This window comes from Gottfriedia sp. NPDC056225 (genome assembly GCF_042267765.1).
Taxonomy (GTDB): Bacteria; Bacillota; Bacilli; order Bacillales; family Bacillaceae_G; genus Gottfriedia.
In genome coordinates this window covers 1-22,618 of sequence record NZ_JBHJTJ010000018.1, presented here as the reverse complement: position 1 = coordinate 22,618, position 22,618 = coordinate 1, and the positions used below count along the sequence as shown (strand labels likewise).

The following is a 22,618-nucleotide window of genomic DNA, read 5'->3' as shown; positions in this document are numbered from 1 at the left end:
TAGCAAGTATTGTATAGGCATGCAAGCAATACTTGCTCTTTTATTACTTAAAATCATCCGTTTAACATCCGTATCGAAAGTGGGGGTACATACTCTTGAACATAGAAACTAAGCAAGTTAATAAAGAATTTGGATTAAAACAAGTAAAAGTGAAACGGGGACTTTCCAAAGAAAAGAAGAATATGTTTCAAGCTTATTTATTTATAATTCCTGCGATACTTTTCTTTCTTGCCCTAATTGCATTGCCTCTGATCAATGTCGTGTGGGATAGCTTCCATTTTAAAAACCTCGTTAGTACTTTAAAAACTTCCTTTTCGGGATTGGAAAATTATAAAAATGTTATTCATGATGAAAATTTTACTAAGGCACTTTCCAATACGACCATCTGGACTGTACTTTCTGTAGCAGGTGAGTTTATTTTAGGTTTAATTTCTGCAGTAGCCTTAAATCAAAAGTTAAAAGGAAGAGCGATTTTTAGAGGATTAATTATTATACCTTGGGTTGTTCCAATTGTCATTGCGGGAACGACATGGATCTGGATGTTAACCCCTGATTATGGAATTATTAATTTTCTTCTTACAAAGTTTGGGATATTAGATAAACCTTACTATTGGTTAGGTGAATTAAATTCAGCATTGCTAACAGTAACCTTTGTTAATATTTGGAGAAGTTTTCCATACTATACTATTTGTTTACTAGCTGCAATGCAATCGATTCCTAAAGAATTATTAGAAGCAGCAGCGATTGACGGAGCAGGTGCGATGAAGCGGTTTTTTAAAATTGTGTTGCCACAATTAAAACCGGTATCAGTTGTATTAATATTTATACATCTAATTTGGACAGCTATAAATTTTGATTTTATTTGGGTAATGACAGAAGGCGGACCACTTAATGCGACTGAAACCCTCCCAATTATGATCTATCGGTATGCAATGAAACAGTTTGATGTTGGGTCAGCATCAGCTTTGGCAACGATGATGATCGGATTTATGATTACTATTTTTGTAGTCAATTACTACTATAATGTCAGAAAAAATAGAGTTTAATCTATGTAAGGAGTGATAGTGACATGCTAATGAGTAAAAGAAGGATGCTCGTCAGTAAAATTGTAACCTATGTTGTACTAATCGTCATCTCGATATTCTGCGTGTTCCCATTTCTATGGATGTTGGTTACGTCCTTGAAACCAACTGATCAAATACGTAGTACCCATCCTAGTTTCTTTATTAAACATCCTACTTTTTCACATTTTCAAAATGTGCTAGTAAATACAAAATTTATTACGTTTTTTATGAATAGTTTCATAGTTGCAATTTCTACAACGCTTATATCGATATTGGTATCGATCTTTGCTGGCTATGCATTGAGTAGGTTTCAAAGATTTAAAGGGGTTAAATTCCTAAATATAACGATGCTATTATCTCAGATGATTCCAGGGGTTCTATTATTAGTACCACTTTATATCTTGATGCAAAGGTTTGGCTTGTTGGACACATATGCATCTATGATTCTAGCATATACAACGTTTATGGTTCCTTTATGCACTTTTATGTTAAAAGGATTCTTTGATTCTATTCCATATGAGTTAGAAGAAGCAGCGGAAATGGATGGCTGTTCAAGGGTTCGAATAATTTTTCAAATTATCCTTCCGATTTCTATTCCAAGTATTGTAGCAACAGCACTATTTGCGTTTGTTAACGCTTGGAATGAGTTTATGTTTGGTTATGTTTTCATTAATGACGAAGCTCATCGTACGTTAACACCAGGAATCACACTTTTTAAAGGGCTATATTCTACAGATTGGGGTAGTATCATGTCTGCATCTGTGTTAGCAGTAATTCCAATCGTCATTATGTTCATTTATTTACAAAGATATTTGATCGAAGGTATGACAGCTGGTTCAGTTAAAGGATAAGGAGGTTTCAACATGTCAGAAGTAATAGAAAAAGTTGGAAAAATAATCAAAATCGAAGAAAACGGAATTTTCCTTGCATTTGAGGTCACCGAGGACAAAGATGTTAGATTTCTTCACTTTTCGTCTATTCCTTCAAATGAGTATTTAAATTGGGATGATCGTAAAAGAAGTAAGTATCGTCTTGTTGAAATTAATTTTTCTGGTGAAAATCAAAATTATCATCATGGTTCAAAACATACTGTAACAAATCCGGGGAGACGATTAAAATTACGAAATTTTATGGATACTGGCAATTTAAACGGCCGTAGAATTGTGTTTGAAATGATTGATGAAGTAACTAATGTTGAGGTCAATTCATTTTTGCAATTTTTTAACGGTGTTCAGATTGTAAGAACGTGGACAGAGGTTGTTAATAAAGGAAACGAGCCAGTTGGTATGGAGTATGTTTCATCTTTTGCTTATACAGGTATTGATAAAGAGGGGTTAGCAAACAGAGAGGAAAAAATGAGATTACATATCCCCCATAATACATGGTATGGAGAAGCACAATGGCAACAATACTCATTGACCGAATTGGGGTTATACACAGTTAATGAATTTTCAATGAAAAGATTATCTTATTCAAGTACTGGAACGTGGTCAACTTCACAATATGTTCCAATGGCTTTTTTAGAAAATACAGAGACTGGAACAGGTTTTATTTGGCAAATTGAACACCACGGTTCTTGGCATTGGGAAATAAGCGATATAGCGGGTTCACTTTATTTACAGTTAAGTGGACCTACAGAAAATGAGAATCAGTGGTGGAAAGAGCTAATTCCTGGCGAAACCTTTGTTTCTGTACCTGTTGCAATTGGCGCAATTTGTGGGGGGATGGAAAATGCAATTTCAGAAATTACTACATATCGTAGAAGAATTCGTCGTCCAAATAATGATAATAAACATTTACCAGTAATTTTTAATGACTATATGAATTGCTTATTCGGCGACCCAACGACAGAAAAATTGCTACCGCTAATTGATGCTGCAACTGAAGCTGGTTGCGAATATTTTTGCATCGATTGTGGGTGGTATTCAGATGGTTATTGGTGGGATGGAGTAGGGGAGTGGATTCCTTCTAAAGAGCGTTTTCCAAATGGAATTACTGAAGTTTTAAATTATATCCGGAGCATGGGTATGGTACCTGGACTTTGGTTAGAGCTAGAAGTAATGGGAATCAACTGCCCACTTGCAAGTAAAGTTCCAGATGAATGGTTTTTTCTGCGACATGGTAAGAGAGTGATTGATCATTCTAGGTATCAGTTAGATTATCGAAATCCTGAGGTAAGAGATTTTGCAACTGGAATAATTAATAGATTAGTAGCCGAGTATGGTGTTGGGTACATCAAAATGGACTATAACATTAATGCTGGAGTGGGTACTGATTATCATGCAGATTCAATGGGTGATGGTTTACTTGAGCATAACCGGGCTTATTTAGGCTGGCTTGATCAAATATTTGCAAAATATCCTGATTTAGTAATCGAAAACTGTAGTAGCGGTGGGATGCGAATGGATTATAGTTTACTAAGCCGTCATAGCCTTCAATCTAGCAGTGATCAAACAGACTACTTAAAAAATGGTACAATAGCTGCTGCAGCTGCCTCTCTAGTAACACCCGAACAGTGTGCAGTTTGGTCATATCCGTTAAAAGAAGGAGATGAAGAAGAAGTAATTTTTAACATGGTAAATAGCTTACTCCTAAGAATTCATCAAAGCGGACATCTTGCTGAAATAAGTCCAGAACGCTTTCTTTTAGTAAAAGAAGCAATTGAATACTATAAAACAATTCGTCAATACATCGCAACTAGTACCCCTTATTGGCCAACCGGTTTACCTAATCTTGGTGATTCTTGGATGAGCTTTGCCTTAAGAAACGGAAATAAGAATTTTATAGCCGTTTGGAGACAGGATTCAAGTGAGGAAAAATTCTTTATCCCTTTAAACCATCTAAATAATAAAGATGTAGAAGTGAAATTAGCTTATCCATCAAAAGGTGAAGTAGATTACAAATGGAACAAACATAGTGGCACATTAACAGTTAATATTCCTAAAAGGAATGCTGCAAGACTATTTGAAGTTACAGTAAACAATCAGAAAAAAAACTAAAAATTCATCAAGTTCTTACACCGTGGAGATCTAGATTGTAAAAATAATAAAAAGGGAGACAAATGAATGTTAAAAAAAATCGTTACCTGTCTTTTTTGTACAATCTTAATTTGCAGCGGAATTAGCTTTGCACCGGGAAAGACCTCTGCAGCAGCCGACCCACAGCTAGAAGTTGATTTATCGAAAGAAACTGGAAAGATGTTAAACGGAGGAGCTGGTTTCTTATATGGTATGAGTGAACCAAATGTTCCTGACATTAACACGATTATCCCGCTTAAGCCAAATGCAGCAGTTCAAAAAGCCCCAGATGGGTTGCAACATCCAAATGGTGATGCTTTAAAGATTTCAGACTATTTCCTTGAAGCGGGAGGTCAACAAATACAAATCTACTTGCAGGATTATTATGAAAAGTGGCCATACGAATTTACTGGTATACCAGATTATGTGAATAAAGTCGAAACGATTGTGAAAAAAGTTGTTGAGAATCCAAATAAAAATACATTTGTTTATGTACCGTTCAATGAACCAGATCAAATTTGGTATGGCGGAATGAATGCTGATGCACAAGCACGTTTTTTCTCAGATTGGAAAACTGTCGTTGAGAAAATAAAATCACTTCATCCAGATGCCAAGATTGCAGGACCAAACTTTGCTAGCTATAACTCCACTGTTTATCATAATTTCTTCAAATTTGCTAAAGAAAATAATGTTTTACCTGATATCGTAACTTGGCATGAACTAGGAGATAATTTCTTCTCAGGATGGAACTCCAGATATAATGATTTTCGTTCAATCGAAAAAGACTTAGGAATAGGACCGCTTGAAATTAATATTAATGAATATGCTCGTCCGAGAGATCCATCTAATCAAGGCGTACTTTTGCAATTTCTTGCAAAGTTTGAAAGAAGTAAAGTATATGGAGAACTTCCATATTGGCATATGGCTGACAATTTAAATGACTTGGTTGTAGGAAATAATCAAGTTAATGGAGCTTGGTGGCTTTATAAATGGACCGCGGAAATGAAGGGAAAACAATCGGTTGAAGTAACTCCTCCAAATGTTAACGAAATGGGATTAGAAGGAATTGCAACAATTGACCAATCGAAAAAGCAATCTCAAGTCGTTTTTGGAGGTACTAATGGTAGTGCTGATCTTGTGTTAAAAGGGCTTAATAAGCACCAAGAATTTGGTAATTCAGTACATGTAACGATTTGGGAAAGTGCTTGGACTGGATTTGATGGTGCTGCAGGTAATCCAGTAGTCGTACAAGAAAAAGATTATCCAGTTGTTGATGGTAAAGTAATCGTTCCTGTCTCAAATATGAACAATATGTCTGCATATAAAGCGATTGTCACTCCTGCAACAGCAAAAACAACCTATCCGAAACAGCCATGGAAAAAAATCTATGAAGCAGAAAATGCAAAGCTTAGTGGAAAAGCAAGTGTATATGATTTAGGTAATAGCAGCGCATATATAGAATGGCCGACTTCTGGTGGGAAACAAGTTGGAGGCATTGATGATGAAAATAGCAGTGTGAAATTTACAGTCAATGTACCTGAAGATGGAAAATATTTAATGGATGTTTATTATGGAAACGGTCCACTAGGCCCTGAAGCAGCGATTGCCGATCGACGAAAAACTGCGAAACACGCGTTTAAGGTTGATAACGGAGATGCAACCGAAATTGTTTATCCAGCTAATATTGGCTTTAAATTTATAGGCATCAAAAAGGTATATTTAGACTTAAAAGCTGGTGAACATACACTAACGTTCTCTGGAATGCCCGTCATGCAGGATGGCCTTTTAACGAGAGTAGCTCTTCTAGACCGAATTGACATTACACGAGTTGGTAAGTATGCAGGGGTTTTAGCTCCAAAAGCTGATTTGTACGAGGCGGAATATGCTGAAACAGATGGAATAGTAAACTCAAAACTTGATCAATATAGTGGCACTGGTTATGTTGATTTTTCAAAAGATGATCATTCAGGCGTTATGTTTGTCGTGAATGTAGAAAAAAATGGATATTATGAGGCGAATTTTAAGTACTCAACAGACAGTGCAAACAGCAGTGTGGAATACTATGTCGACCGAAACAAAGTGAAGGATATTAAGTTAGAACGTACAAATTCAGAAGATGATTGGAATACTCATTCAGAAATTCGCTATCTAAAAGCTGGAATTAACTTAATAGAATTAAAGAATGTAAAAGGTAATTTAAATATCGATAATCTAGAGGTAAAAGCGGCACCTAAGGATACTGAGGGATTAATTCAAGTTATCGAGGCTGAAAAAACGAGTAATACTGTTGCTGGCACAGCTAATGTACAAGAAAGCGCATATGCTTCAGGGAATAAATATGTTGGTTTAATCGGAAAAGGTGCCAATAATTATCTTCAGTTTAATGAAATTGTCGTTCCAAAAAGTGGAAAATATAAGTTGATTGTTCACTATGCAAATAATGAACAAAAAGGTAATCATGATTATAATGCAAACGTAGTTGAAAGACATGCAAACATAAGCGTTAATGGTGGATCTGGAGAAAAGACTTACTTTAGAAGTACGTATAGTTGGGAAACATTTAAATCGATTGTTTTGGAGGTAAATCTTAAAAAAGGTACTAACACTATTCGATTCTATAACGATACGGAGTCACCGGATTATGAACAATATGCACCGAATATTGATAAAATTGAGATTGCAGCACCAGAAACAACTGATACGACATTATCGGTAAAAGGACCGAATTCAGTAAAAGTAAATAATTCGTTTAATCTTACTTATTCGCTTAACGATTTAGAAGATAATATTCACTCATTTAAGATGCAACTAAACTATGATTCTGAAACAATGGATTTTGTTTCAGCTGAATCTCTAAGTAGCAAAATTAAGGTTACAACTAAGAAATCAGTCGAGCCAGGAGTAGTGGATATTGTACTAGAAGGCGCACCAGGACATTTTAAACAAGTGAGTGATCTAGTAAAAATCAATATGAAAGCTAAGGTAAATGAAAAGTTAACGACCTATATTTCATCATCGAATATAACTTTAGGAAAAAGTAATGGAGATTCAGTTACTATTGAGGACAGCGTTAATTCGATTGATCTTTATGATAATGTATCTAAAATTAGTTTGACCGGAAAAAATGGAGAGAAAACAATTACGACAAATCGTGGCACATTGCAACTGGAAGCACAGGTTATTCCTGCAAATGCTGAGCAGAGTGTTAAGTGGTCCGTATTTAATTTAAATGGTTCAGAAACTGAATTAGCTACGATCTCTTCGGATGGATTGTTATCTGCAAATAAAGTAGGTAAAAATGGTCAAGTGAAAGTTGTAGCTACGGCAGCGGATGGATCTGGAGTTGTAAGTGAAATGGTCGTAAATATTACAAATCAGCTAGCTCAAGTAACAGGAGTGCCATTTGGAAAAAATCCTCCATGGGCACCAGGCGGGGAATTTGATAAGGCATTTGATGGAAATATCAATACTTTCTATGACTTTAGTCAAGCAAATGGTGGCTATACAGGAATTGACTTAGGATCAGGTAATCAAAGTGTGGTAAAAGAAATACGTTACTATCCGCGTGCAGGCTATACAGGAAGAATGGTAGGAGGAAAAATTCAAGGCTCAAACATATCACAGACTGAAGGTTTTGTTGATCTATACACGATTTCTTCAACACCTGAGCTTGGATGGAATGTAGCAGAATTATCAGGCGAAACAGCTTATCGCTATATTCGATATGTTAGCCCTGATGGCGGGTATGGCAATGTTGCTGAACTTGAGTTCTATATTAAGTAGATATGAAAATTTCAATCTAGTAAGTAAATCTGAAACTCCCGTCTTTAAAATCACTTTGATTGTGGCGAAATTTGCCTAATCCAAAGGAGGAGACATCATGTTAGAAAGATTAAAAAAAGATGTTTTGGAAGCGAATCTTCAGCTTCCAAAACATGGTTTAGTCACTTTTACTTGGGGAAATGTGAGTGGAATTGATCATGAAACAGGATTGGTTGTCATTAAACCCAGTGGTGTACCATATGACGAGCTACAAATAGATGATCTTGTTGTCTTAGATTTATACGGAAATATAGTTGAAGGATCCTTAAGACCTTCTTCTGACACACCAACTCATCTTGCCTTATACCGTGCATTTCCTCAAATAGGTGGAATTGTGCATACTCACTCTCCGGCGGCTACAAGTTGGGCCCAAGCAGGGAGGAAAATTCCTGCACTTGGTACAACTCATGCGGATTATTTCTATGGAGATATTCCATGTTCTCGTACGTTGACAAGGGAGGAAATTGACCGTGGATATGAGCGTGAAACAGGAAACGTTATTATTGAAACCTTCAAAAAAGAAGGGCTTGACCCTGTGGCAGTACCAGGTATTTTACTATCTGGTCACGCTCCATTTAGTTGGGGAAAAAATGCTTACGAAGCGGTACATAATGCCGTGGTTTTAGAAGAAGTAGCAAAAATGGCGTTAAATACTTATATACTGAACCCTCAAATAAAGGCGATTGACCAATTTCTTCTTGATAAGCATTATCTTCGTAAGCATGGTGCAAATGCCTATTATGGCCAAAAGTAATGCAGAGGAGTTTAGTTTAACTTAACCTATTTTTTTAGATTACGATCTTTTATTTACTTAGGAGGATTTACATTGTTATCTACAAAAAACTATGAATTTTGGTTTGTAACTGGAAGTCAATTATTGTATGGAGAAGATGTACTTCGTCAAGTGGAGGAGAATTCTAAAGCGATTGTAAATGGGCTGGACGATGATTCTCGTATCCAATATAAAGTACTTTTTAAAACAGTATTAAAAGATTCAGAATCAATCCGTAAATTAATGTTAGAAGCAAATGCTGATCAAAATTGTGCTGGAATCATTACGTGGATGCACACTTTTTCACCATCTAAAATGTGGATTGCGGGTCTTTCTTCACTTCAAAAGCCATATCTACACTTAGCCACGCAATTTAATAGAGATATACCATGGGATACAATTGATATGGATTTCATGAACTTGAATCAGGCCGCGCATGGAGACCGCGAACATGGTTTTATCACAGCTCGCATGAATATTAAGCGTAAAGTTATTATGGGCCATTGGGAGAATCCAACAGTAAGAGAACGAATTGGCAGCTGGATGAGAACTGCAGCAGGATTTGAGGAAAGTAAAAATCTTAAAATTGCAAGATTTGGTGATAATATGCGTCAAGTTGCAGTAACCGAGGGTGATAAGATTGAAGCACAAATCAAGCTTGGGTGGACTGTGAATGGATATGGAGTGGGAGACCTCGTTCAGCGAATGAATGATGTAACCGGACCTGAAATTGACCAGTTAATGGCTGAATATGAGCAGCAATATGACATTACGCCTGAAGGGCTGAGTGATAGTCCAATCCGAGATTCAATCCGTTATCAAGCTAGAATTGAACTAGGGATGAAGAATTTTCTTGCAGAAGGCGGATATACTGCATTTACGACAACTTTTGAAGACTTGCATGGCATGAAACAACTTCCAGGTCTTGCTGTTCAACGTTTGATGGAACAAGGATACGGTTTTGCAGGTGAAGGTGACTGGAAGACGGCAGCACTTGTAAGATTGATGAAAATTATAGCAGGAAATGAAGGGACATCATTTATGGAAGACTACACCTATCATTTTGAACCGGGAAATGAAATGGTTCTTGGTGCGCATATGCTTGAAGTCTGCCCTTCAATCTCAGCAACTCGTCCAAAAATTGAGGTCCATCCACTTGGAATTGGTGGCAAAGAAGATCCAGCTCGAATTGTATTTGATGGGAGAGGCGGTAGCGCATTAAATGCAACGATCATTGACCTTGGACATCGCTTTCGATTACTAGTTAATGAGGTTGAAGCAGTTCAACCAGAAATAGAGATGCCAAATCTTCCAGTTGCAAGAGTGTTATGGAAAACCGAACCCAGCTTAAATCAAGCGGTTGAAAATTGGATTCAAGCCGGAGGAGCGCACCATACTAGCTTTTCTTTCAAAGTAACGACTGAACAGCTGAGAGATTTCGCTGAACTTACTGGAATAGAGATGGTTGTAATTAACAAAGATACTAAAACAGAGGCATTCAATAATGAATTACGTTGGAACGATGTTATTTACAGATAGATTAATAGATTTGCATAAATTCTAGGGCTTGAGGTGAGTAAGATGAGTCTCGATCGAAGAGACGCCATTCAAAGTGGTAAAACAGTTCTTGGAATAGAACTTGGTTCAACTCGAATTAAGGCAGTGCTCATTGGAGAAGATCATGTACCGATTGCTTCGGGTAGTCATGATTGGGAAAATAGTTATATCAACAATATATGGACCTATAGTGAAGAGGATATTTGGAAGGGTGTACAAAACAGCTATAAAAAGTTGGCTGATGAAGTAAAACGCCAATTCGGAGTCACCTTACAAAAAGTAGAAGCTATTGGCTTTAGTGGAATGATGCATGGATATATGGCGTCTGACCAAGATGCAGAACTTTTAGTACCATTTCGTACTTGGCGTAACAATATTACCGAACATGCGTCAAAAGTGCTAACAGAGTTATTTAACTATCAAATTCCTCAGCGCTGGAGTATCGCACATCTATATCAAGCAATTTTGAATCAGGAAGAACATTTAGCAGATATTACCTTTCAGACTACTCTTGCTGGTTATATCCATTGGAAATTGACAGGACAGAAAGTGCTAGGAATTGGTGAAGCTTCAGGTGTATTTCCAATTGACTTGAATACTAGAAACTATAATCAAAGAATGATTGATCAATTCAATGATTTGATTGCAGCACATAATTTACCTTGGAAACTAGAAGAGATTCTGCCCAAGGTGTTGGTTGCAGGCGAATATGCAGGTTATCTTACAAAAGAAGGTGCAAAGCTTCTAGATGTTACTGGAGAACTTCAGCCTGGTATTCCATTTTGTCCGCCAGAAGGTGATGCAGGTACTGGTATGGTCGCAACAAACAGTGTAGCTAAGCGAACCGGCAATGTATCAGCGGGAACTTCTGTATTTGCAATGGTAGTATTAGAAAATGAGTTGTCCAAAGTATATCCTGAAATTGACCTAGTCACGACACCTAGTGGTAATTTGGTAGCCATGGCTCATTCTAATAACTGCACTTCAGATTTAAATGCATGGACCAGCCTGTTTGATGAATTCTCAAAAGTAATAGGGATGGAAGTTGATGGAAATAAATTATATGAAACTCTCTATAACTTAGCTCTTCAAGGAGATCCGGATTGTGGCGGTTTACTTGCTTATGGTTACTTTTCAGGTGAACATATGACTCACTTCGAAGAGGGGCGTCCATTGTTTGTACGTTCTTCAAATAGCAATTTCAATCTGGCTAATTTCATGCGTGTTCATCTATATACAGCCTTAGGTGCACTGAAGATTGGGATGGATATTCTTCTCAAACAAGAAGAAGTGAAACTAGATGAAATACTAGGTCACGGTGGTTTGTTTAAAACGGAAGGTGTAGGACAAAGCATCATGGCCGCCGCTCTTAATGTTCCAGTATCGGTAATGGAAACAGCAGGAGAGGGAGGAGCATGGGGGATTGCACTGCTAGCATCTTATATGCTCAACAAATCAGGCAACGAATTATTGGAAGAATATTTAAACCAGCAAGTATTTATAGAAAAAGTAGGGAAATCAATATCTCCTGATCCAAAAGATGTAGAAGGATTTGAGTTATTTATGGAACGTTACATTAATGGTTTGGAAATCGAAAGAGCAGCAATAGATTTTCTTAAATAATGAATGAGAAATCTTACCCCTTGACGCTATTTGTGTTGGGGGTTTTTTATTGGTTAAAAAGAAGAAATAGAGAAAAGATAAAAATTCGCTAATCAATATTATAGTAGATAAATTCGCTAAAGGATTAAAAAATTAATTTTATACTAAAACAATAGAAGTAGTAGTTGAGAGATAAAAATGGAGAAATCTCCTAGTGAACAACTATTCAATGAGTTTTTTATAAATTACCATTAGTAATTCATCTATTTCTTTTATACTTCTTAACTAGTTAACTAAAGAATATACATAAATGTTTAATGTTAAATTATGGGAGTGAAATTATGAATGCTTCTTCTTTTTACATGATTGTTATTGTGATTGCTGCATTAGTTTTATGGCGTAGAACGAGAGCGATGTATCGCCCAATTAAAGGAAATGGAGTTCGTCTACTCCTCCCAATATTCTATATACTGATACCTAGTATTCCCATTATTTTGAATCCAGCGGTTCATGCTGCTTTCTGGGAATGGATTTGTGCACTATTATTTGGATTTATTTTATCTATTCCACTTATTTGGACGACTAACTATGAGCTCCGATCCGATCAACATATATACGCTACAAAGAATAAAAGTTTCATCGTCTTCTTTGTAATGATCTTTATTATCCGGTTTGTACTCCGCGATTATTTAAAGAATCTTGGCGCAGAGACTGTGGCAGCACTGTTTATAACTATAGCAATCGCATATATTATCCCTTGGAGAATTGTTTCATTTCTTAAGTTTCGAGGAATATATAATAAAAAAAATAAAGAATCCCATTAGAATAAATTCTAATACGATATAACTATATTTATTTGCGAATCAAAGCGAAATCCTTTCTGTTAAAGGTGTATCAGAGTAAATGGAAGTGTAAAGGATAGTTAATTTCTAGCATTTAAAACTCAGTGAGGCATTAAACCAAGACTAAAATAACCCACTTTAAAATTTAAAGGAATTAAGGACTTAAAGTAGAAAATATAGAAATGGAAACTCTATGTAGAGGTTAGTTCAAAATTTTAAAAGAGGTGTTTCTTATGATTTTAGGTATCAGCCCTTATTTAATATTGAATGGAAATGGACAGGAAGCTGTTTCATTTTATGAACATGCATTCAATACAAAGACCCTTGTGCTTCAAAGATTTGGAGACATGCCTGGGGAAGAAAATACAAATCTAACTGACGAAGAGAAAAACCGCATTTTACATGCACATCTCAAAGTTGGTTCAACAGATTTAATGATCTCTGACACATTTACAGGTCTACCTTATCAAATTGGCGATCAAACCTCTTTAGCACTATCAATTACTGACGTCGAAACAACGAAAGAAGTATTCGGCAAATTACAAGATGGTGGGAAAGTCATCATATCACTACACGAAACTTTTTGGAGTCCCTTATACGGACAAGTAGTAGATAAATTTGGTGTTACATGGCAGATTTCAACTATACCAGCTCAATAAAATAGTCTATAAAGAAGATCTTCAAATTCGAAGATCTTTTTTTGTTTTGAATCCAAAATAAATACCCAAACGTTTTAGACTCAAATTTCGAATGCCTCGATGGAAGTAAGTAATATTCAGATAATTCAAAAAACTATTTTCATAAACAATTTTGTCTTTCATATTATTAATTAAAGAAGGGAGAAATATCTATGTCAGAACAAGATCAAACAAGTAATATAACGGACACAAATGATGTCGAACGATTTTGGCAGTTTGCAGGCAACAATTCGAATGTGTACGCAAATCGTTTAAGAATTTTTTCGCAATCTGACTATGATTACGCACAGGAACACAAACAATTGAGTTGGAACTGGGCAAGTTTCTTTTTAGGTGTGTACTGGATGGCGTACCGTAAGATGTGGGGATGGGTCAGTATTTATTTTGCTTATTATATCCTGTCCGATTTATTGTTTAGCCAGGTGAGTGCATTAGACCGCTTTGTGAATTTAATCATCAGTGTTCTCCTCGGAATGTACGGCAACGCGATGTATTTCGCTCATGCTGCGAAGAAAATTGATGCAATTAAAAGAACATCAATTTCAGCACAAGAAAAAAACGCCGAATATGAACGTGTTGGTGGTACAAGTGGTAAATCAGTAGCACTTGTAATTGTGCTCACAATCGCTATCATAACGGTACTCTCCCTTATTGAGTACCAATGGAATAAATGAAAATCATTTAACGGCTTTCTAAAGCTGAAAAAAACAGATAGATTACCAATGAATGTACACATTTTAAATTTTTAAGCCATGTTCCTCACGATAGATGTAATAATTATTAGCTGAAGCATTCTATAAAATCTAGCAAAAGTTAACAGAACGGCGGTAGACTACTTAGGTAGTCTATTTTTGTGCGAACTGGAGGAATATGGAATAATAGAAGGACTATCCAAGTGTTAACTGTAATATATATATTTAATTCTAAAGTTTGAGGTGGATTAAATGAATATTAGAAAAGCTAATCTAAATGATGCAAAAGGAATAGCTAAGGTACACGTCGATAGTTGGAGAACTACTTATAGAAACATAATACCAGATCATTTTTTACAAAGCCTATCATATGATCAAAGAACTGATATATGGAATCAAAATTTTTCTAATAAAAGAAATTTTATTTATGTAGCAGAAAATAATGAGGGAGAAATTATTGGTTTTGGGACATGCGGTAAAAGAGAAAAGAATAAAGTTGAACATTCGGGTGACTTAACTTCTATTTATCTACTTGAAGAATATCAAGGAACAGGAATTGGAAAGCAATTATTAAAGCAACTTTTTAATCAATTTAAAGAATTAAATTTTAATAGTGTATTCGTTGAAGTGTTAGAAGACAATAAAACCCGATATTTTTACGAGTATTATGGGGCTGAGTTATTGAAATCTGAAAAGATAAATATGGCAGGGAAAGAATTGAATCTTCTAGTTTACGAATGGAAAGATATTGAAAATGTATTAGCAAAGTTTTGAATATAAGAATTCTTTTATGAAGAATTTGTTCTTCCAACAATTAGTAACATTTTAACTATTGACTAATATATATTTAAACATTCTGAGAAGCTCTTTATTGAGAGCTTCTCTTTTTTATTTTCATTTATATAGTAAAAGCGGATAATCTCCCAACTACATTGGACAAATGCCACGATAGTCATTTATCTTTACGGGACATTTGAATTATATAGGTAAAACAACTATCTTTCATAATTTAATGAAATAACCTAAAACATGAATGTTATATTTGAATAATAATATAACAAATGGACAAGTTCTATTGAAAAATATTTTAAAAGAAGGTGAGTTTTATTGAATTTTGAAATTCTAATGAGTGCTAGTGTATTTCTTTTAACAATGGCAATCATTTTTTGGAGACCAAAAGGAATAAATGAAGCATGGCCTGCTGCAATTGGGGCAGTCATCATTTTACTAACTGGGATTGTGACAAAAAGTAATTTAATCGATATTGTACACAAAATTGGTGAAGCATCGATTACCATCATTGCAACGATTGTCATGGCGATTATTTTAGAAAGCTTTGGATTTTTCCATTGGTCTGCAGCTAGGCTTGCAAGTTTAGCAAAAGGGTCAGGGCGCAGATTATATTGGTATATCCAGCTACTTTGCTTTTTAATGACATTACTCTTCAATAATGACGGCAGTATCTTAATAACAACTCCGATTTTAATTCTTCTATTAAAAAACCTACGATTAAAACCACATCAACAAATCCCATATCTTCTCAGTGGCGCATTAATTGCTACAGCTTCAAGTGCTCCGATTGGTGTAAGTAATATCGTAAACTTAATCGCTTTAAAAATTGTTCATATGACTCTCTATATGCACACAGCTATGATGTTTGTCCCTGCAAGTACAGGATTACTTTTTATGTCATGGCTAATGTACATGGTATTAAGAAATAAATTACCAAAACGATTACCAGTGTCTACCGATGATATTGAAGAGTCTTTTTTTATTAAAAACTTTCATCCTTTAAAAGGAAAAATGTCAGTAGAAACAAAACAAAAAAGAACAAAATTTATGTTAAAGGTATTAGGATTTGTGTTCCTAATGCGTTGCTTATTATTCGTCGCTTCATTTATGGGAATACCGATTCAATATGTAGCAGTTTTAGGTTCACTCGTCTTATTGGCTTGGAGATGGTATCACTTACGGACAAGCCCTGTAGATATTTTAAAGAAGACACCTTGGCATATTTTAGTCTTTGCATTTTCGATGTATGTGATTATTTACGGACTGCATAATGCTGGTTTAACTGAAGCCTTAGTAAAATTCTGTGAACCAATCGTAAATCAAGGATTATTACAAGCAAGTTTTATTATGGGTGGACTAGTATCAATCCTATCGAATTTGTTTAATAATCATCCAGCACTGATGGTTGGAACGATTACACTGACAGAAATGGGTCTTGATCCAATAACGTTAAAGACTATTTATCTAGCTAATATAATCGGTAGTGATATTGGTTCATTATTACTTCCAGTAGGTACTTTAGCATCTCTAATATGGATGCACATATTAAAACAAAATAATATTAAAGTAAAATGGAAGGATTATCTAAATGTATCAATAATCGTAATCCCATTAACAACAATTGTTTCGCTGTTTCTACTATATTATTGGGTGCAATTAGTATTTGCTTAATTTAAAGAATAAAGGAGGAAATATAATTGAGTAATGTACAATCATTGCTTGGTGAAAAAGTTTATGTCCAATTATCAGGAGAGAATTATTTTGAAGGCATTCTAACTGATTATGGAAAAGACGTATTAGTTTTATATAACGGTCAGAAATATTATTATATTCCATGGTTTCATGTCCACAGGGTTAATCTTAGTAACAACTTTAAAGATAAGATCGATCATCCAGTTAACCCTTCAATTGCTGAAGACATAGGCACAGTATCTTATCGAAAAATATTAATGAATGCAAAAGGAATTTTTGCAGAAATTTATGTAACTGGAAACATCACATTTCATGGATATATTACAAACGTATTAAGTGACTATATCGTGTTTTATTCACCAGTTTTTAAAATGTTATATATCTCGTTATCTCATTTAAAATGGCTAACACCATACAACCATAATGCAAATCCCTACAACGCAGAAATCGAAATATTACCAGTAAATCCATCCAATATGCCATTTTCACGTTTAATTGAATCACAATTAAAAAAAGAACAAGGAAAATTTGTCGTTTTTGATGGCGGACTTGATCCAATGAAAATTGGTTTGCTCAAAAAAGTGGAGGAAGGAGTAATTGAATTAGTAGCTGCAAGTGGAGAGGTAACATTATTGAGGCTGAATCATATTAAATCTTATCACACTCCATAGCAATGAAATTCATAAAAAGATTATTTATCTTCCTTTTCATTGCTAATCTCCTTCCAGTAATTACACTGATGTTCCTTCCCGTTTTCCTAATCACAAATGATGTGGATGTATTTCAAAAATTATTATCTTACATTTCTAACTTATAACTATATTAAGTTTGGAGTTGATAAATAAGAATCAATTATATAAGAAAGCGAATTAAAAAAGAAGTAGATGGAAATCTACTTCTTTTACATAAAACTAGTTGATTTAATTTTTAATTTCCCCAAAAGTGCTAAAAATCAAAATTAAAAAGTAAAAAACGCCTAAAACCATTACTAATCCACCAACATAATATTTCCTATTTTTGATAGGATTTAAATGGTCTTCTAAGTCAGTGTTTGGTCTTTCTTCAGTTTTCATAGTTTCAAAAAATTGAATACGTACATATCCAATAATTGCAAGAAATAGACCAATTAACCCGAATGTACTAGTAGTAATTTTATGTTTTATCCTTAAGTAAATTACTCCCAGTGTGATTAATGGTAATAAAATAAACGTATAAAATGTCTTTAGTTTCAATTGTTTTCACCTATTTTTAAAACTTTTAATCCTTCAACCAATCGCATATGTTAGTTAAACAACTTGTTTTATAATATGGGTCTTATTTTGCTATTTAAAAATTTATAGCATTTGGTTTGCGATTTTGATCATGTCTTTCCTATGTTGTTCAGATGATATATTCTTGTTATTGTATCCGATTTCGTAATAAATACCATTTTTTTCAAATGTGAGCGAATTTCCATAATAGTGACCGATTACTCCACCTGACAGTTTAACCTCCTCGCTGGTACCACTATACTCCACTTCAAAATTGTGAACGGTAATCGTTAAGATAATCATTTCGTCTTTTTCTTTTGAAAATGTTGTAAAACCAACTCTCAATTTTTTTCTATCGTGTTTAATATCATCAATTGTAGAAATTCGAAAAGGCATAGCATCAAATGGAATATCATTCGGAATTTTTACGTTAAAAGGAAGTGAATCTAACCCTTCTTTTAATGAGGACGCTTCATACCTCACTGGTAAGGTTTTTAATTGTTCCTCAGTGATATTTCCTTTTGATTGTTCAACTTTCTTTAAATTAGATGTATTTAAAGTACCGTTTTTCGTATTGTTACAACCAAATAAAGAGAGAACTATCAATGCTGAAATTATCCATTTTTTCTTCAAGCCACATTCCTCCTATTTGATGGAGTATTATTAATTTCCCGTTAAGTACGTTTTAATAAATATCTAATCTATATATATTTCTATACTATTTAATTAAATCCTTGTTAAACTAAATTGTCGTACAATTCTAGAAAACGTTTAAATATCTAATATCTTTAAATGAACGGAGAAAATAAACAAGAAGTCGAATGCTGACTATTATGAGAAACGAAGTAGAAAAAGGGGTTTTTAAAAAAATTAAGACACTAGCTTTTGAAGTTGATCTTCAAAAACTAGTGTCTTAATCATTATGTTTATGGAAAGAGGAGAGACTTTAATAAAAAACAAAATTTTTAAATTTCTGCTCCAATTTCGTAAACGATTTTTATTTATTCGCAGCGTCTATTACACTAAGCGAATGATTGATTACAGTTTTACATTTGCTAGCATCTGGATTCGTTGTACGAACAGTTGCTAATACTACATCGATTGTGCCATCAATTTTAGTCCATGTGGTTCCATCTATTTTTCTAAGTTTAGCCTCTGATAGATCCCATTGATGTTCCAAATTGTCAGCATCTTTTTTAGCTGTAGTAAAGTTCTTTGTATTCACTTCAGTTAGTAGATTATTTTCTATCGTAACAAAATCTGATAATTGGCCAGATAATGTTGTTTCAGTAGTTGCGGCTTTTGATGATAATTTAACATAGCCTCCAATACCAACTGCTAAGAAAATAAATAGTACCAAAATAGTTTGTGTCATTATATTTTTCTTACGATCGGTTACTTTGTTTGTTTTTGTGTATTCATCTTTTGCTGAAATATCAATTTTTGTAACAGCAAGGAAAACGATGATTGCTAAAATTGCGACTAGAAAGATAATACTTGTATTTGTAGTACCTAACCCTAATCCACCATTCACTTTTGGTTGGGACAAGTAATCCCCTAAAGATGCTCCAAGTGGGCGAGTTAGTATATATGCAATCCAAAAAGCTAACATCCCATCCAGTTTCAAAAACTTCCAGGCTAAAAAGACGCAAAGAATAACAATAATTACTGTTAATCCTGTATTAAAGTACCCTAACCCAAGTTGTTCTGAATATAAATCTCCAACTGCAGTTCCTAGTGCAAAAGTGAAAAGAATGGCAAGCCAATAGAAAACTTCTCTTTTTCTTGTGAAAATTGAGTGAATAGAGAGTGTTTTTTCACTAAGATACCAAAATAGGAACGTTAATCCTAGTAATACGGAGAAAACAATTGTACTCGTCTCAAGAGGTACTCCCATTGCGTCAGTCAAGTTGTCAGTTACCAATGTTCCAAATACACTGATTAGAACAACAGTTATCCAATAAATACTTGGAGAATATTTGTTTGCTTTGAACTGAAAAAATAGTGAGATAAAAAATGCAACGCCCATGATAATCGTAGTTAGCCCTAATCCTAAACCAAGGTTAAAATTCAGGAAATCAGCAAATGTTTCTCCTACAGTTGTACATAAAATTTTGATAATCCAGAAATAAATTGTTACTTCAGGTACTTTGTTAAGCAATGCTTTCAGATTAATTTTATTTTCCTCCATCATTAAATTCCTTTCATTTGATCTATTTAATTACATTTATATATTCACAAATAATTATGAAAGGAAAATGAAAATGCAGGCAATTTTATTAAAAATTTTTTAGAGCACCTTAATCTTTTAATAGAACATTGATCTGACGGATCTTTAGCTTACATTTTTTAAACAAAAAGAATCTTCACGGTGAAGATTCTTTTTGGCTAACTCTATTAAATACTGACTAAATATATAATCACAGATTGGAAATCACCGAATCGTTTAGCAGTCTTTTTGTTAGGACCGTTGAATTCAGGTGATAGCGGAATACCATTGTACATTAACTCACTTCCAAAAAAAGTTTGATTTTGGCCACTTATTAAATAGTTGAGATTTGGATCTAATCCGACCAATTTTAATTTTGGAAACTTAGCTGGATTTGGAGTTGCAAGTATTTTATACCAGCCTATAATTGATTCGCTTTTGTCTTTACTAACTATCATCCAAGCAGCTTCATTTCCTTTAAACGGATTAATTAAACGATAAAAATCACCATTTCTGATTAATGATTGATGTTCTTTATAAAACAGAATTTGATTTTTAATTTCTAATTTTTCTGCTTCGGAAAGAACAGATAGATTCAATTCGTAACCAAATGTTCCGAACAAGGCGACATTTGCTCTCGTTGATAATGGGGTATAACGTTGAGTTTGATGGTTAGGCGATGCGGATATATGAGAACCGATACTTGAAATTGGATAGGGGAGTGATGTACCATACTGTATTTTAATTCGTTCGATTGGATCGGTATTATCACTAGCCCAAGCTTGTGGGGCATAATAAAGTAAACCAGGATCAAATCGTCCTCCACCACCAGCGCATGATTCGAATAAGACATTTGGAAATTTAGTGATTAATCGTTCGAATAAATCATAAACCCCTAAAATATAGCGATGGAAAAATTCATCTTGTTGATCGGAATTTAGTGAACTTGAATAAGCTTCTGTAATATTTCGATTCATATCCCATTTTATATATTCTAAATTTGTTTCTCGTATAATGCTGGCCATTTTAAGATAGATTTCCTCTATGACCTCTGTCTTTGAGAAGTCTAATACAAATTGATTTCTTCCTAGTGTAATTGGGCGATTTGGTGTACTAATGATCCAATCAGAATGATTTTTGAACAAATTACTATTTGCACTTACCATTTCTGGTTCAAACCAAAGTCCAAATTTTAACCCTAGTTCATTAATTTTTTGTGCAAAATTTTTAAAACCATTAGGGAATTTCGCAAAATTTGGATACCAATCACCTAAAGAGGTAGAAGCATTATTCCTTTTCCCAAACCATCCGTCATCTAGGACAAATAATTCAATTCCTAATTCCTTTGCATCTTTAGCTAAATTAAGAAGAATTTCTTCATTAAAATTGAAATAAGTAGCTTCCCAATTATTAATTAAAATTGGTCGATCAGCATTTTTCCATTTTCCTCTTATTAAATGGTTGCGATATAGATCATGATAGGTTTGACTCATTCCGCTTAAACCATTTTCAGAATATACCATTACGACCTCAGGTGACTGGAAGTGTTCATTTTCAGATAGTTTCCATGTAAATCGAAATGGGTGGATTCCCATTAATACCCTTGTTGTATCATATTGATCGACTTCTATATTGGCTAAAAAATTTGAACTATAAATGAAGTTAAAACTATATACCTCACCTTGCGTTTCTGTTGTTTCTTTTCTTTTAAGAGCAATAAATGGATTATGCTGATGTGAACTCGACCCGCGTATACTAGAGATACTTTGGGTACCTTGTTCTAAAGTTCGTTCCTTTATATGTCGTTCTCTTGCCCAAGTACCACTTAATTGAATCATAGTGAATTCTTTGTCAGGAAAATCAATGGATGCACTCATAAATCGTTCTAAATAAAATGGATGCAACGATTGATTATAAATATACGCACTTCTAGTAATGACAGATAAATTTTTAAAAATTGTATAGGATAATATAAGTTCGGCATGAAGGATTGAATCTTCTAAGACAATTTGAATGGTTTCTGCATCTTCTTCATTCTCTGTATAAGTAGCTGGTAAACTTTGTAAAAGGGGTTTTCCTTTTGTTATTGAATAGTATTTATAGATAAAATTTGAAATATGGTCTCCATTAAGCTGACGGATACTAAGTGCAGGTTCCCGATAATCAGAAGTTCCATAGACTGGGTATTCCTGTCTTAACGTTTCAAGACTAAATGATCGGTCACCAGAATAATAAGAAGTATAGGTTGTCGGGGTATGATCATTTAGAATTTGAGAAAAATCAGAATGAATATCAATAGCCTTTCCAAAATATAATGACCCTAGATGACCGTTTCTCATTACATAAAACAAATAACTTATTTTTCCATTTGTAAGATGAAACTGTTTTTGATCTTCATCTACAAAAATAAGCATAATAACACCTCAAGGTTTTAAATTTAATGTTTTCCTAGTAAACGTAATTAACTATATTGAAAGTTAACTTTGTCAAATTGTTATGATACAAACTATTAAAAAATTAATATTTTTTACATTTTTACGAAGAAAAATAAAAATTTAAATGAAATTTTATCTTAATTTTCATGAGAATTTCATATTAGAGTTTTATTA

Annotated in this window: 17 protein-coding genes; 13 read left to right on the top strand and 4 right to left on the bottom strand. The window is 34.1% G+C overall.

Going from position 1 to position 22,618, the window contains the following annotated elements:
• Nucleotides 1-95 precede the first annotated feature (95 nt).
• The 13 genes from ACFCYN_RS13340 (at nt 96) to ACFCYN_RS13280 (ending at nt 17,221) form a co-directional block, all read left to right on the top strand.
• A complete protein-coding gene (locus ACFCYN_RS13340) occupies nt 96-1,046 on the top strand; it encodes a carbohydrate ABC transporter permease (RefSeq protein WP_216854158.1) in 951 nt (316 codons plus the stop codon).
• A gap of 23 nt (nt 1,047-1,069) precedes the next feature.
• The gene (locus ACFCYN_RS13335) at nt 1,070-1,915 is read left to right on the top strand and encodes a carbohydrate ABC transporter permease (protein ID WP_098121207.1); all 846 of its coding nucleotides are present in this window, start codon (nt 1,070-1,072) and stop codon (nt 1,913-1,915) included.
• 12 nt (nt 1,916-1,927) lie between these two features.
• The gene (locus ACFCYN_RS13330; RefSeq protein ID WP_375949771.1) at nt 1,928-4,063 is read left to right on the top strand and encodes a glycoside hydrolase family 36 protein; all 2,136 of its coding nucleotides are present in this window, start codon (nt 1,928-1,930) and stop codon (nt 4,061-4,063) included.
• Nucleotides 4,064-4,129: 66 nt separating this feature from the next.
• Nucleotides 4,130-7,864, top strand: a complete 3,735-nt coding sequence (locus tag ACFCYN_RS13325; RefSeq protein WP_375949769.1) for a CBM35 domain-containing protein — start codon at nt 4,130-4,132, stop codon at nt 7,862-7,864.
• 97 nt (nt 7,865-7,961) lie between these two features.
• On the top strand, nt 7,962-8,657 hold the full coding sequence (araD, locus tag ACFCYN_RS13320) for an L-ribulose-5-phosphate 4-epimerase (protein ID WP_172445007.1): 696 nt from the start codon (nt 7,962-7,964) through the stop codon (nt 8,655-8,657).
• 72 nt (nt 8,658-8,729) lie between these two features.
• Complete coding sequence (araA, locus tag ACFCYN_RS13315; RefSeq protein ID WP_375949766.1) at nt 8,730-10,214, top strand: L-arabinose isomerase; 1,485 nt, start codon at nt 8,730-8,732, stop codon at nt 10,212-10,214.
• A gap of 42 nt (nt 10,215-10,256) precedes the next feature.
• On the top strand, nt 10,257-11,855 hold the full coding sequence (locus ACFCYN_RS13310) for a xylulokinase (protein ID WP_375949764.1): 1,599 nt from the start codon (nt 10,257-10,259) through the stop codon (nt 11,853-11,855).
• Nucleotides 11,856-12,175: 320 nt separating this feature from the next.
• Entirely contained in the window at nt 12,176-12,658 is a 483-nt protein-coding gene (locus tag ACFCYN_RS13305; RefSeq protein ID WP_172445004.1) for a CcdC protein domain-containing protein, read from the top strand.
• A 251-nt stretch (nt 12,659-12,909) separates the two neighbouring features.
• Nucleotides 12,910-13,335, top strand: a complete 426-nt coding sequence (locus ACFCYN_RS13300; RefSeq protein ID WP_172445003.1) for a VOC family protein — start codon at nt 12,910-12,912, stop codon at nt 13,333-13,335.
• Between the two features lie 191 nt (nt 13,336-13,526).
• Nucleotides 13,527-14,048: a DUF2628 domain-containing protein gene (locus ACFCYN_RS13295; RefSeq protein ID WP_375949762.1), complete on the top strand. Its 522-nt coding sequence runs from the start codon at nt 13,527-13,529 to the stop codon at nt 14,046-14,048.
• 270 nt (nt 14,049-14,318) lie between these two features.
• Nucleotides 14,319-14,840: a GNAT family N-acetyltransferase gene (locus ACFCYN_RS13290; RefSeq protein WP_172445001.1), complete on the top strand. Its 522-nt coding sequence runs from the start codon at nt 14,319-14,321 to the stop codon at nt 14,838-14,840.
• Nucleotides 14,841-15,191: 351 nt separating this feature from the next.
• Nucleotides 15,192-16,529: an arsenic transporter gene (locus ACFCYN_RS13285; protein ID WP_216854247.1), complete on the top strand. Its 1,338-nt coding sequence runs from the start codon at nt 15,192-15,194 to the stop codon at nt 16,527-16,529.
• Between the two features lie 26 nt (nt 16,530-16,555).
• On the top strand, nt 16,556-17,221 hold the full coding sequence (locus ACFCYN_RS13280) for a DUF2642 domain-containing protein (protein WP_172444999.1): 666 nt from the start codon (nt 16,556-16,558) through the stop codon (nt 17,219-17,221).
• A gap of 249 nt (nt 17,222-17,470) precedes the next feature.
• Here ACFCYN_RS13280 and ACFCYN_RS13275 read toward each other — a convergent pair whose 3' ends face one another.
• From ACFCYN_RS13275 to ACFCYN_RS13260, 4 genes are all read right to left on the bottom strand, one after another.
• Nucleotides 17,471-17,782, bottom strand: coding sequence for a hypothetical protein (locus tag ACFCYN_RS13275; RefSeq protein WP_375949759.1), 312 nt, complete (start codon nt 17,780-17,782; stop codon nt 17,471-17,473).
• Nucleotides 17,783-17,884: 102 nt separating this feature from the next.
• The gene (locus ACFCYN_RS13270; protein ID WP_375949757.1) at nt 17,885-18,433 is read right to left on the bottom strand and encodes a hypothetical protein; all 549 of its coding nucleotides are present in this window, start codon (nt 18,431-18,433) and stop codon (nt 17,885-17,887) included.
• Between the two features lie 364 nt (nt 18,434-18,797).
• Complete coding sequence (locus tag ACFCYN_RS13265) at nt 18,798-19,991, bottom strand: COG4705 family protein (protein WP_375949755.1); 1,194 nt, start codon at nt 19,989-19,991, stop codon at nt 18,798-18,800.
• 206 nt (nt 19,992-20,197) lie between these two features.
• The gene (locus ACFCYN_RS13260) at nt 20,198-22,423 is read right to left on the bottom strand and encodes an alpha-galactosidase (RefSeq protein WP_375949753.1); all 2,226 of its coding nucleotides are present in this window, start codon (nt 22,421-22,423) and stop codon (nt 20,198-20,200) included.
• Nucleotides 22,424-22,618: the final 195 nt, after the last annotated feature.

What these genes read in the sequence shown, in the direction of transcription:
- ACFCYN_RS13335 (WP_098121207.1), top strand. Translation starts at nt 1,070, where the DNA reads ATGCTAATGAGTAAAAGAAGGATGCTCGTCAGTAAAATTGTAACCTAT.
- ACFCYN_RS13330 (WP_375949771.1), top strand. Translation starts at nt 1,928, where the DNA reads ATGTCAGAAGTAATAGAAAAAGTTGGAAAAATAATCAAAATCGAAGAA.
- ACFCYN_RS13325 (WP_375949769.1), top strand. Translation starts at nt 4,130, where the DNA reads ATGTTAAAAAAAATCGTTACCTGTCTTTTTTGTACAATCTTAATTTGC.
- araD (WP_172445007.1), top strand. Translation starts at nt 7,962, where the DNA reads ATGTTAGAAAGATTAAAAAAAGATGTTTTGGAAGCGAATCTTCAGCTT.
- ACFCYN_RS13310 (WP_375949764.1), top strand. Translation starts at nt 10,257, where the DNA reads ATGAGTCTCGATCGAAGAGACGCCATTCAAAGTGGTAAAACAGTTCTT.
- ACFCYN_RS13305 (WP_172445004.1), top strand. Translation starts at nt 12,176, where the DNA reads ATGAATGCTTCTTCTTTTTACATGATTGTTATTGTGATTGCTGCATTA.
- ACFCYN_RS13300 (WP_172445003.1), top strand. Translation starts at nt 12,910, where the DNA reads ATGATTTTAGGTATCAGCCCTTATTTAATATTGAATGGAAATGGACAG.
- ACFCYN_RS13295 (WP_375949762.1), top strand. Translation starts at nt 13,527, where the DNA reads ATGTCAGAACAAGATCAAACAAGTAATATAACGGACACAAATGATGTC.
- ACFCYN_RS13290 (WP_172445001.1), top strand. Translation starts at nt 14,319, where the DNA reads ATGAATATTAGAAAAGCTAATCTAAATGATGCAAAAGGAATAGCTAAG.
- ACFCYN_RS13285 (WP_216854247.1), top strand. Translation starts at nt 15,192, where the DNA reads ATGAGTGCTAGTGTATTTCTTTTAACAATGGCAATCATTTTTTGGAGA.
- ACFCYN_RS13265 (WP_375949755.1), bottom strand. Translation starts at nt 19,991, where the DNA reads ATGGAGGAAAATAAAATTAATCTGAAAGCATTGCTTAACAAAGTACCT.
- ACFCYN_RS13260 (WP_375949753.1), bottom strand. Translation starts at nt 22,423, where the DNA reads ATGCTTATTTTTGTAGATGAAGATCAAAAACAGTTTCATCTTACAAAT.